At 65.9% G+C, this 11,905-nt stretch carries 11 protein-coding genes; 6 read left to right on the forward strand and 5 right to left on the reverse strand.

What is annotated here, in order from left to right; all coding sequences use genetic code 11:
- Positions 1–108: 108 nt before the first annotated feature.
- The 3 genes from AAFM92_07975 to AAFM92_07985 all read right to left on the reverse strand — a co-directional run bounded on the left by AAFM92_07975 (position 109) and on the right by AAFM92_07985 (position 2,677).
- On the reverse strand, positions 109–894 hold the full coding sequence (locus AAFM92_07975) for an inositol monophosphatase family protein (GenBank protein MEL7300305.1): 786 nt from the start codon (positions 892–894) through the stop codon (positions 109–111).
- Positions 895–960: 66 nt separating this feature from the next.
- Positions 961–1,707 (reverse strand): hypothetical protein, encoded by a 747-nt coding sequence (locus AAFM92_07980; protein MEL7300306.1) that lies wholly within the window; start codon positions 1,705–1,707, stop codon positions 961–963.
- 64 nt (positions 1,708–1,771) lie between these two features.
- A complete protein-coding gene (locus AAFM92_07985) occupies positions 1,772–2,677 on the reverse strand; it encodes a LysR family transcriptional regulator (GenBank protein ID MEL7300307.1) in 906 nt (301 codons plus the stop codon).
- Between the two features lie 84 nt (positions 2,678–2,761).
- On the opposite strand from AAFM92_07985, the gene AAFM92_07990 reads away from it, so the two are divergent.
- Together AAFM92_07990 and AAFM92_07995 are read left to right on the forward strand one after the other, a co-directional pair.
- The gene (locus AAFM92_07990; protein MEL7300308.1) at positions 2,762–3,619 is read left to right on the forward strand and encodes a methylenetetrahydrofolate reductase; all 858 of its coding nucleotides are present in this window, start codon (positions 2,762–2,764) and stop codon (positions 3,617–3,619) included.
- A gap of 38 nt (positions 3,620–3,657) precedes the next feature.
- The gene (locus AAFM92_07995) at positions 3,658–4,140 is read left to right on the forward strand and encodes a PaaI family thioesterase (GenBank protein MEL7300309.1); all 483 of its coding nucleotides are present in this window, start codon (positions 3,658–3,660) and stop codon (positions 4,138–4,140) included.
- On the opposite strand, the gene AAFM92_08000 is transcribed toward AAFM92_07995, so the two are convergent.
- Positions 4,141–5,199 carry a DUF2235 domain-containing protein gene (locus AAFM92_08000; protein ID MEL7300310.1) on the reverse strand — a complete coding sequence of 353 codons (1,059 nt, stop codon included), beginning with the start codon at positions 5,197–5,199 and terminating at the stop codon, positions 4,141–4,143.
- Between the two features lie 172 nt (positions 5,200–5,371).
- Between AAFM92_08000 and AAFM92_08005 the strand changes: the two genes are divergently transcribed.
- The 3 genes from AAFM92_08005 to AAFM92_08015 all read left to right on the forward strand — a co-directional run bounded on the left by AAFM92_08005 (position 5,372) and on the right by AAFM92_08015 (position 9,898).
- On the forward strand, positions 5,372–8,500 hold the full coding sequence (locus AAFM92_08005) for a valine--tRNA ligase (protein ID MEL7300311.1): 3,129 nt from the start codon (positions 5,372–5,374) through the stop codon (positions 8,498–8,500).
- Positions 8,501–8,503: 3 nt separating this feature from the next.
- Positions 8,504–9,610, forward strand: coding sequence for a pyridoxal phosphate-dependent aminotransferase (locus AAFM92_08010; GenBank protein ID MEL7300312.1), 1,107 nt, complete (start codon positions 8,504–8,506; stop codon positions 9,608–9,610).
- 102 nt (positions 9,611–9,712) lie between these two features.
- Complete coding sequence (locus AAFM92_08015; protein MEL7300313.1) at positions 9,713–9,898, forward strand: hypothetical protein; 186 nt, start codon at positions 9,713–9,715, stop codon at positions 9,896–9,898.
- Here AAFM92_08015 and AAFM92_08020 read toward each other — a convergent pair.
- Positions 9,845–11,113 (reverse strand): aminotransferase class V-fold PLP-dependent enzyme, encoded by a 1,269-nt coding sequence (locus AAFM92_08020; GenBank protein ID MEL7300314.1) that lies wholly within the window; start codon positions 11,111–11,113, stop codon positions 9,845–9,847. The genes AAFM92_08015 and AAFM92_08020 overlap by 54 nt on opposite strands.
- 66 nt (positions 11,114–11,179) lie before the next feature.
- Between AAFM92_08020 and AAFM92_08025 the strand changes: the two genes are divergently transcribed.
- Positions 11,180–11,905: a sulfur transferase domain-containing protein gene (locus tag AAFM92_08025; protein ID MEL7300315.1), complete on the forward strand. Its 726-nt coding sequence runs from the start codon at positions 11,180–11,182 to the stop codon at positions 11,903–11,905.

Below are 11,905 nucleotides of genomic sequence, written 5' to 3' on the forward strand. Positions count from 1 at the left end.
CCGCGGGCCCAGGCATCTTTGTGCCGATTTACCTCGGGGTTTGGGGCAGAGCCCCAAGGCCTGCGCGGCCCGAGCGCGAAAAAACCCTGCGCGCCGAAGGCGCTCCGCTCAGTTGCGGATGACCTTGGCGAAGCCGGGGAAGAGCGGGTCGTTGGCGCAGATGATCTCGCCATCGGCGAGGATGTCGCCCGCTGGATCGAGCGGCTCCACGAAGCCGCCCGCCTCCTTGACGATGATGATCCCCGCCGCGAGGTCCCAGGGTTTCAGCCGCCGTTCCCAGAAGCCGTCATAGCGCCCCGCGGCCACGTAAGCGAGATCGAGCGAGGCCGTCCCCCAGCGCCGTACACCCGCCACCGCGGGCAGGAGCCGCGCGAGGTCCTGCAGCGTGTCGGGCAGATCGCCCCGCCCGCCAAAGGGCAGCCCCGTGGCAAAGACGGCCTCGATCATCGAACGCCGGCCCGATACGCGCAGCCGCGTGTCGTTCATGAAGGCACCCACGCCCTTTTCGGCGAAAAACATCTCGTCCTTGGCCGGGTCATAGACCACGCCCGCCACGATCTGCCCCTTGTGCTCGAGCGCGATCGACACCGCCCAGTGCGGCAGCCCGTGGAGGTAGTTCGTCGTGCCGTCGAGTGGGTCCACGATCCAGCGCCGCGTGGGATCCTCCCCCGGCGTCTCGCCGCTTTCCTCGGCCAGCCAGCCATAGGTGGGGCGCGCCCGCGTCAGCTCTTCGCGGATGATCTCCTCGGCGCGGATATCGGCGCGGCTCACGAAGTCGCCCGGCCCCTTGGAGGAGACCTGCAGCTGCTCGACCTCCGCGAAGTCCTTCACGAGCGACCGCCCCGCCTTGCGGGCGGTGTTCATCATGACGGTCAGATTGGCCGAGCCTTGCATGTCGCGTCTCCGGGAAAGCGTCAGGCGCGCCGTTTAGCGCCCGCTCCGCGCCGGGGCAAGGCGCGATCAGTTGCGCGCGCGCAGCACTCTTAGGCCCTTGCTGCGCATCTCGTAAGGCCACCGCTCGGGCGAGTAGACGCCGTGTTTCATGTAGACGCTCTCGAGCGGCACGTATCCCGCGGCGCGGTTGGGAGTATAACTTCCCGTGATCGCGCGCTTGCCATCGACGAACGCGGTCATGTCGAACCCGCCCGACCCGTCGAATTCCAGGAGAACGCGCAGGTTCTGCACCGTTCCCCCGCGTTGCAACGTGGGCCCGGTGTGCCGCGCGCGGGTGAGCGCGGTGTTCTCTTCGCAGAAGTTCGACCCGCCGGTGCGAGAGTAGTCGCTGAAGATCTCGAGCTGGTTGCGCCCGTTCCAGATCAGGCTCATCGGCGGCGCGCAGCCGTCACGGGACTGGTCTGAATGAACCTGGAAGACCGCGAAGAGCCCGGTGTCCTGATTGCGCAGCGCAACGTCGCTTTGGATGGAGATGTTGGTCTCGAAAAGGTAGGTCGCGGGCCGGTTCACCCGGATCGTCTTGCCCGTCAGCTCCGTGCGTTGCTGGTAGGTACCACCAGTGCACCTGTTGGCGCTCGGCGTGAAAAGATGCGTATCGCCCGACTTGCGATAGGCCCCGCGATCGACGCTGCAGCTCACCTTCCAGTTCATGCGCTCCTGCGCCCATTGCTGCGCCGCAACCTTCTGCGGTGCATGGGCGCCGGCGAGCGCAAGCGTGGCAGCCAGCGCAATCCACTTCAACTCGGAAAACATGATTGCTCCTCACGGGTCCATTTTTCGCGGACGGTGCGAAAACGGGGCGCGGGGGTCAAGCCCCCTAGCGGCGCTGGAGCTTCAGGGGCTCGGAGCGGGCCAGTTTGAGAAGATGCGCCATGAAAGGCTTGGTCGCGTCCTCCTCGCGGACCGCCGCGTAAAGGCGGCGAGTAATCCCGTCCCGCGTGAGCGGCCGCGTCACGTAATCGGAATTGTAGCGTACCTCACGCACCACCCAATCCGGCAGCACGGCGACCCCGCGGTTCGAGGCCACGAGGAGCAGGATCACGGCAGTGAGTTCCACCTGCCGGATGCCCCGCGGCTCCACCTTCGCGGGCATCAGGAGCTGGGAGAAGACATCGAGCCGGGACCGCTCCACCGGGTACGTGATGAGCTGTTCGTCCCGGAAATCCTCCGCCTCCACAAAGGCCTTCTCCGCCAGCGGATGGGCCGACGAGGCCACGAACACGGCCTCGTAGTCGAAAAGCGGGGCGAAGGTGATCCCGTCGAGGTCCTCGGGGTCCGAGGAGACGACGAGGTCCACCTCCTCGCGCGCGAGCGCGGGCATCGCCTCGAAGGCGAGGCCGGGCCTGATGTCCACGTCCACGTCGGGCCAGGCCTTGCGGAAGGCCTCAAGCACAGGGAAGAGCCATTCGAAACAGGCATGGCATTCGATGGCGATATGGAGCCGCCCGGTCTTGCCCGCCTGGAGCCCGCGGAATTCGTCTTCCACGGCGGAAATCTCCGGCAAGACCTTCTCCGCCAGCCGCAGCATCCGCATCCCCGCCGAGGAGAGCTTCAGCGGCTTCGTCCGGCGCACGAAAAGGTCCACGCCCACCTGGTCCTCGAGACCCTTGATCTGGTGGGAGAGCGCGGACTGCGTGATGTGGAGCAGGTCCGCGGCCCGCGCGAGGCCGCCCGCCTCGTGGATCATTTTCACGGCGCGCAGATGCTTGAGGTCGATATGCAAATTATTCTCATCATCTAAGTGAGGATCATGAGTTTGTATAATGGCGAGGAAGACTAGATCAAGGCGTCCAAACAGGAGGCCCCCATGTCGTACCCCGCCGTTTCATTCGAGTTCTTCCCGCCGAAAGACATTCCCGCCTCCTTCGGGCTCTGGGACGCCGCGCAGGCGCTTTTGCCCTTCGGCCCGCGGCATGTGTCGGTGACCTACGGCGCCGGCGGCACCACGCGGGAGCTCACGCACGAGACGGTAACAGCGCTCTCGCGGCAGGGGGCGCAGGTCGCCGCGCATCTCACCTGCATCGAGGCCTCGCGCGCCGAGACGCTGGCCATCGCCGAGGGCTACCGCGCCGCGGGCGTGACCGACATCGTGGCGCTGCGCGGCGATGCCCCGGGCGGCGGGGCGTTTGCCCCTCATGCCGAGGGCTTCACCTCCTCCGTGGAGCTCGTGGGCGCGCTGGCCGCTGACGGCTTTGACGTCCACGTGGGCGCCTATCCCGAGCCCCATCCCGAGAGCCGCAGCGCGCGCGCCGATCTCGAATGGCTCCGCGCCAAGTTTCAGGCGGGCGCAAAGACCGCCGTGACGCAGTTCTTCTTCGAGGCCGAGACCTTCCTCCGTTTCCGCGATGCCTGCGCCGATGCTGGGATTTCGGCGCCGATCGTGCCGGGCATCCTGCCGATCCACAATTGGGCGTCAGTGGCGCGCTTCGCCAAGCGCTGCGGCACCGAGATCCCCGCCGAGCTCGCCGCGGCCTTCGAGACCGCCGAGCGCGATGGACGCAGCGATCTCCTGGCGCTGGCCCATGCCGCGGAGCTCTGCTCGGCGCTCGTCGAGGAAGGCGTGGAGCAGCTTCATTTCTACACGCTCAACCGCCCCACCCTCACCCGCGATGTCCTCCGCGCGCTGGGTCTTCCCCGCCAGGAGCCCTTGCGCGACGTGGCCTGAGCGGCCTAGCGTCCGCCCGAACCGCCGGGAGGTCGCCCATGTTCGTCGCCACACGCCCAGAAGAGCTGCCCTCGCGCGAGACGCTGCTCTCGCTCTCGGGGCTCGAATTCATGGAGGCGATGCTGCGCGGCGAGATCAGCCGGCCGCCGATCTCGGGACTGATGAATTACCGCGTGCACGCCGTGGAGCCCGGCATGGTGGCCTTTCGCGGCACCGCCGAGTTCGCCCATACCAATCCCATGGGCGGGGTCCACGGGGGCTGGTACGGCACGCTTCTCGATAGCTGCATGGCCTGCGCCGTGATGACGACGGTGCCGAAAGGCGCGGTCTACACGACGCTGGAATACAAGATTAACATCACCCGCGCCCTGCCCACCGGCATCGAGATCGAGGCGCGGGGCGAGGTGAGCCACGCGGGCCGTTCGACGGGCGTCTCCACCGGCGCGATCCGGGGCGTCGCGGACGGCAAGCTCTACGCCTCGGGCTCCACCACCTGCCTCATCATGGACATGTCCGGCTGATCAGGAGGCCGTGCCGCCTTCTTCGCCCGGCACCATGGGCAGGACATCGATCGACACGCTCTCGTGGACGCGCTCGGAAGGATCGCGCCCCACGCGCCGCGGCCAGCGGTTCCAGAAGAATTTCTGCCACCCGCTCCAGGCCCCGATGGAGGGCGCATGGGCATCGCGGGGGAAGCCGTCCCGCCAGCCGGGCGAGAAGCTCAGCCCGCTCTCCTGCAGCCGCTCCATGAGCCATACGAAAGGAATGTTCGCCAGCGGCCGCGCGGCGTGGAAGCCGCGAAGCTGCCCGCCGACATCGCCATGGGTGCCGCGGAACCAGACCTGCTCGAGCCGGCCGCGCCAGTGTGGCTTCCGCGCCCAGAGCACGGGCGCGAAGGCCCGCCGCGTCTCGTTGAGCGCCAGCGCCTGATAGCCCGCGCGCACATGGGGCCCGAGGGTGTGATCGTGGAAATGATGGAGCCGGTCGGTGATCATCCAGATCAGCGGCAAGCGCAGGCCGAGCGCCTTCACCGTGTCCCAGACGGCCACCGCCTCGATCTCCACGTGGTCATGGCAGTGCCGCCCGGCGAAGGCCTCCGCCGCCGCCACGCGCTTGGGTGCACAATAGAGCCGGTAGACCTCGCGCAGGTGCCGCTCCGTGGCCGCGTCATGGCGCAGAAGCCCCACGCGGCCCACGATGCCCGCCAGCGAGCGCGCCGCGTAGGCCCCCCGCGAATAGCCGATGAGGTAGATCCTGTCCCCCGCCCGGTACTGCGAGGCCAGCCAGCCATAGGCGCGCTTGATCTGGCCGTTGATCCCGTCTCCCGTGGCGATGGCCAGCGCATCGCCCCAATCGCCCCATGGCAGCCCGGCCTCGTAGTAGAGCGCCACGTCATTGCCGCCATGGCCGCGGATCAGCTTGGCCGCGAGCCCCGCATTCGTCTCGCAGCCGGGATCGAGGGTCGACATGGTCCCGTCGAGGATCACCACGAGCTTGCGATAGCTGCGCGCGCGCGGCGCCACGGCCACCTGCCGGAAGCGCTGCCCGAAAAGCCCGCTCAGTCGGTCAAGGAGCCCCATGGGCAGCTCCCGGGAGGATGGCCAACATCGTCATGCCCCGACCATAACCCCGAAATCCTGAAGGGAGACACACCTTTAGGTGACGCATCCCCGCGCCGCATTTGACGCCTTTAAGCCCTGCTGTCACTTCGCTAGACAACGCCAGCACAACCCAGAGCCGGGACCCGCCGCCATGGACAAGACCTTCAACGCCGCCGAGGCCGAAGCACGCCTTTATGCCGCCTGGGAAGAGGCGGGCTGCTTCAGCGCCGGAAAGCACGTAGAGAACGCCGAGACCTCCGCCTACTGCGTGATGATCCCGCCGCCCAATGTCACCGGCGTCCTTCACATGGGTCACGCCTTCAACAACACGCTGCAGGACATCCTCACGCGCTGGCACCGGATGCGCGGCTTCCACACGCTCTGGCAGCCCGGCACGGACCACGCGGGCATCGCCACGCAGATGGTCGTGGAACGCCAGCTCATGGAGACCCAGCAACCGGGCCGCAAGGAGCTCGGCCGCGAGAAATTCCTCGAGAAGGTCTGGGAGTGGAAGACGCAATCGGGCGGCACGATCCGCGATCAATTGAAGCGCCTCGGCGCCTCCTGCGACTGGTCGCGCGAGGCCTTCACGATGTCCGGCGCGCCGGGAGTGCCCCCCGAGCTAGCAAAAGCAAACGAGGGCAATTTCCACGACGCCGTCATCAAGGTCTTCGTGAAGATGTACGAGCAGGGCCTCATCTACCGCGGCAAGCGTCTGGTGAACTGGGATCCGCATTTCGAGACGGCGATCTCCGATCTCGAGGTCGAGAATATCGAGACGCCGGGCCACATGTGGCACTTCAAGTACCCGTTGGCGGGCGGCGCGACCTACGAGTACGTGGAGAAGGATGACGACGGCAACGTCACGCTGCGGGAGACGCGAGACTACATCTCCATCGCCACGACGCGGCCCGAGACGATGCTGGGCGACGGCGCGGTCGCCGTTCACCCGTCAGATGAGCGCTACGCGCCAATCGTCGGAAAATACTGTGAAATCCCGGTGGGTCCGAAAGAGCACCGCCGCCTGATCCCGATCATCACAGATCCCTATCCGGACCCCGACTTCGGCTCGGGCGCGGTGAAGATCACCGGCGCGCACGACTTCAACGACTACGCCGTGGCCAAGCGCGGCGGCATCCCGATGTACCGCCTCATGGCCTTCGACGGCACCATGCGCGCCGACGGCGCCCCCTACGCCGAGGAGGCTGAAAAAGCGCAGGCCCACGCGAAGGGTGCCGCGTTCACGGAAAACGAGGCCGACGCGATCAACCTCGTTCCAGACGATCTGCGCGGGCTCGACCGCTTCGAGGCGCGCAAGAGGGTGGTGGAGCAGATCACCGCTGAGGGCCTCGCGGTGATGGTCGAAGCACCCCACGCCCCGGACACCGATCCGGGGCCTCCGCCTGCTGAGGGAGAGGTCCCGGGTCAAGCCCGGGACGAGTTGATCCCTTTGGTGGAGTCCAAACCCATCATGCAGCCCTTCGGCGACCGCTCGAAGGTGGTCATCGAGCCCATGCTCACCGACCAGTGGTTCGTGGACACCGACAAGATCGTCGGCCCCGCCCTCGACGCAGTGAAGAACGGCGACGTCAAAATCCTCCCCGAGAGCGGAGAGAAGGTCTATTACCATTGGTTAGAGAACATCGAACCCTGGTGCATCTCCCGCCAGCTCTGGTGGGGCCACCAGATCCCGGTGTGGTACTATCCCCCACTCGGATGGTCCGACGAAGACGAAAAAGTTGCTCAAAAGTACGTTCGACGAAAGCCGAGGTCGCCAACCTCGGACATGGCAAATCATGTCTGTGCTTCAAGCTTCGAAGACGCAAAGGCACAAATCCTACATAATCTTCATCATTCTGTGCACCGTGGAACGAAGGTGGAGATACTGGAAGGAGAACCCTTGGCGGGTCACACTGGCATTTGGGACACCGACGACGGGGTCCCGGCCTTTTACCTTCATCGCGACCCCGACGTCCTCGACACCTGGTTCTCCTCCGGCCTCTGGCCCATCGGCACCCTCGGCTGGCCCGAGGACAGCGAGGAGCTCAAACGCTACTTCCCCACCACCGACCTGATCACCGGGCAGGACATCCTCTTCTTCTGGGTGGCGCGGATGATGATGATGCAGCTCGCGGTCGTCGACGACATCCCCTTCAAGAACGTCTACCTCCACGGCCTTGTCCGCGACGCCAAGGGCAAGAAGATGTCGAAGTCGACCGGCAACGTCGTGGACCCGCTCGACATCGTCGATGAATACGGCGCCGACGCGCTGCGCTTCTCGTCGGCGGCCATGGCGGCCCTCGGCGGGGTGCTCAAGCTCGATATGGAGCGCATCAAAGGCTACCGGAATTTCGGCACGAAGCTTTGGAACGCGGCGCGCTTTGCGGAGATGAACGGCGCGCTCTCGGCCCGCGGGGCCGTGTACAAAACGCTCAACACCGGCTCCGCGAATGTACAAAACAGTACAAATCGCTGGATTATCGGCGAAACGGCGAAGGTCCGGGAGGCGGTCGACGAGGCCCTCGCCGCCTACCGCTTCAACGACGCCGCCTCCGCGCTCTACGCCTTCGTCTGGGGCAAGGTTTGCGACTGGTATGTCGAGTTTGCCAAGCCCTTGCTTTCAAACGAGGAAACCGCGCAGGAGACCCGCGAGGTCATGACCTGGGTACTGGAGCAATGCTGCATCCTGCTCCACCCGATCATGCCCTTCATCACCGAGGAGCTCTGGGCCCAGACGCCCCGGGAGCGGATGCTCGCGGTCACGGAATGGCCGACCTATGGCACTGATATCGTTGATAAATCAGCGGATCAGGAGATCAACTGGGTCATCACGCTTATCGAGAATATCCGCTCCGCGCGGGCCCAGATGAACGTCCCCGCTTCTGCCCGCATCCCCCTCGTCGCCGTCGACATGGACGCAGCCGGGGCCGCCGCGCTCGCCGCGCAATGGCCCCTCATCGAGCGCCTCGCCAGGGTCGAAGGCCCTGAAAACACTGGCGAAATGCCCAAGGGCGCGCTCGTCATCTCCGCGCCCGGATGCACCCTCGGCCTTCCCGTCGCCGATCTCATCGACGTCGACGCCGAGCGCGCGCGACTGACGAAGAGCGTTGGCAAACTCGACAAGGAAATCAAGGGCTTGGAAGGGCGTGTGAACAATCCGAAGTTCGTTGCCTCCGCCCCTGACGACGTCGTCGAAGAAGCCCGCGCCAATCTCGCCGCCCGCAAGGAAGAGCGGGACACGCTGTCGGCCGCCGTGGAGCGACTGGAGGAAATGGCATAAGCCATGACCGATAAGCGACTGACAGAGCTCGCAAAATCTCTGCCGGCATCGGTCCCGTTCGTGGGTCCGGAGGCCATGGAGCGCGCGCGCGGCGCGGCGTTCCAATCCCGGCTCGGGGCCAACGAGAGTGTATTCGGCCCCTCGCCGCGGGCAGTCGAGGCGATGGCCAAGGCGGCGTCAGAGGCATGGAAATACGGCGATCCGGAGATGAACGACCTCCGCCAAGCCCTTGCCGCACATCATGAAATCGACGCCAAGCACATCATCGTCGGAGAGGGCATAGACGGCCTCCTCGGCCTCGTGGCGCGCCTCGTTGTGAGCCCGGGCGACCGCGTCGTCACATCCGCCGGTGCCTACCCGACCTTCGACTACCATGTCGCCGGCTTCGGTGGGGAGATCGTCCGCGTCCCCTACCGCAATGACGCCGAGGATCCCGCGGCCCTTCTGTCCAAGGCAACCGAGGTCAGGGCCAAGCTGATCTACTGGTCCAACCCGGACAATCCCATGGGGACGTGGCACCCCGCGGGTGTGGTCTCTCGCGCGATCAGCCATGTACCCCCGGGCGCGCTCCTCGTCCTTGACGAAGCCTATATCGACACAGCCCCTGCGGGCACTGCCCCTGCGCTCGACCCGGCGGATGCGCGGGTCATCCGGATGCGCACGTTTTCAAAGGCTTACGGGCTCGCAGGCGCGCGCGTGGGCTATGCGATCGGACCGACCGCGCTCATTTCCGCGTTCGACCGCGTGCGCAATCACTTCGGCATGAGCCGCGTGAGCCAGGCCGCTGCCATCGCGGCTTTGAGCGACCAGGAGCACCTCGCCGAGACTCTGCGCGCCATCCAGGCTTCGCGGAGCGAACTCACGCGGATCGCCCGCGAGAACAAGCTGACGGCCCTGCCCTCGGCCACCAACTTCGTCACCATCGACTGCGGGCGAGATGGCTCCTTCGCCGTGCTCGTCCTCGAAGGGTTGCTCAAGCGCGGCATCTTCGTGCGCAAGCCCATGGTGCCACCGCTCGACCGCTGCATCCGTGTGAGCTGCGGGCGCCCGGAGGACATGGCCGCCTTCAGCAAGGCCTTGCCCGAAGCCCTCGAAGAGGCAAGCGGCTGAAAAGCTGCGCGTTTCTTGCGCGCCTGCGCACCGAGCTAGGCGGTAACGAAACTTTCGCTTTTCTTGGGCAGATCTGCCGCTACCGTTGCGACAGGAGGCCAGATGAGCAACGAGAATTTTACCCCTAAGGAAGCGCCCAACTACACCAACGCGTTTCTGGCTATCATGCTCCCCATCGCGTTCTTCGCGCTCTGGATCATTGCGGGTCTCTTCGGGTTTGCCTGGGTCATCCTCTCAGCCATGGGGGCCGAGGTCGCCTATCGTCGGTTCACCGGCAGCCGCTCCTGAAATCACCGAGGCCGCCGCACGTGTGCCGCCCTCTCCGTGGGGGATGCCCAGCGCGGTGAGCCCAGCCTCGATGGACCCCAGCGTGCCCAGGATCGAGTGCGCGTTCACATGCCCCATATGCCCGACGCGGAAGAAGCCGTGCCATGCCGGATCGTCGCTCGGCGCCATGCCGAGCCCGATGCCGAGCGTCACGCCGGCCACCTGATCCATCCATTCGCGGAGCGCCGTCCCATGCGGGGCGCCGATCCTGAGCGACGTAACAGCGTTGGAGCGGTGTGACGGATCGGGGACGTTGAGCTCCAAGGGTCCCTCTTCGCCCCAGGCCTCAAATGCCGCCCAGACGGCGCGCGCCAGCGTGGCGTGCCGGTCGATCACGGCGTCGAGCCCCTCTTCGTGAACGATCATGTCGAGCGCTGTGCGCAACCCGTAAAGATGGTGCGTGGGCGCCGTCCCGTCAAAGAGCTGGTAGTATTGCCCTGGATTGGCGCGCGGACGCCAGTCCCAGTAATGGGTGACGCAGGCGGCCTCCTCGCGCGCCGCATCGGCCTTGTCGGAGAAGAAGACGAAGCCCATGCCCGGCGGGGTCATCAGGCCCTTCTGGCAGCCCGCCACCATGACATCGACGCCCCAGTCATCCATCCGAAAATCGTCGCAGCCGAGGCAGGCGATACAGTCCACCATGAGCATCGCCGGGTGCCCGGCTGCGTCCATGGCGGCCCGGAGGGCGCCGATATCGCTCTTCACGGAGGTGGAGGTGTCCACCTGAACACACAGGATCGCCTTGATCTGGTGGTCCTTGTCGGCACGCAGCGCGTCTTCGACCTGTGTGTAGCCCATGGCGGACCGCTTCCCGAAGTCGATGAACTCGCACTCGATCCCGAGATACCCGGCCATGTTGGACCAACCATGGGCGAAAAAGCCCGTTGCCAGCACGAGGACCTTGTCGCCCGGAGAGAGCGTATTCGCGAGCGCCGCCTCCCAAGCCCCGTGCCCATTGGCAATGTACATCGCCACATGTCCCGTGGATCGCGCCACGGCCTTGAGATCGGGGATGATGGACGCCGTCATTTCCACGAGCTGGCCCGCATAGATGTTCGGCGCGGGGCGATGCATCGCCTGGAGCACCCGGTCGGGGATCACGGAAGGCCCTGGGATCGCCAGCATGGGGCGACCTGCCGCGAGAGACTGTCGAATGGCACGCGTTTGATTGTTCATGCTTGCGAGGTATGCCGAGGCCCACGCCCCGTCAAACCTTGCTTGGCCCGGGCCTTGCGCCTAGAGGTGGCACAGCCCAAATCATGGGCACCCGAGCAGACCGACATGACCTCCCTCCGACAGAGCATAAAGGGCTTGGCCCGCATCACGCCCGAGACCCTCTCGACGCGGCTAGGGCGCGTGTGGGCTTACGTCTGCTACAATCTGTTCGACCACGGCTTTCTCCGGATCTGGTGGACCAACCTCGAGGAAATCGCGCCGGGCGTGTGGCGCTCGAACCAGCCCGGGCCGCAGCGGATGGCGCAATACGCCCGCATGGGGATCAAGAGCGTCCTTATCCTGCGTGGCAGCGGTGAGAAGGCCCACTTTCAGTTGGAGCAGGAGGCCGCCGCGCGACACGGCATCAAGCTCCACATCCTCGGCATCCATGCGCGCAAAGCAGATCGCGCAAGCGCCCTCCTCGCGCTCCTTAAGACCTTCGAGGAGATCGAAGGCCCGTGGCTCATGCACTGCAAATCGGGCGCGGACCGGGCGGGCCTTGCCTCCGCGCTCTATCTGCTCTCCATCGGGCGGCCGCTTTCAGAAGCGCGCAAGCAGCTCTCCTGGCGCTATGTTCACCTCAAGAGCACGCTCACCGGCGTCCTTGATGTCCTGCTGGACCAGTATGAAGAGACGCTCGAAGAGGAGCCGATGGACATCAAGACCTGGCTAGAGACGAGGTATGACCGCGCGCGGCTGACCAAGGAATTCCAAGAAGGACGCCGTCATGGCAAGCCCTGGCCTAGAAAGTGA

The sequence above is a fragment of the Pseudomonadota bacterium genome (assembly GCA_038533575.1).
Classification (GTDB): Bacteria; Pseudomonadota; Alphaproteobacteria; order Rhodobacterales; family Rhodobacteraceae; genus Shimia_B.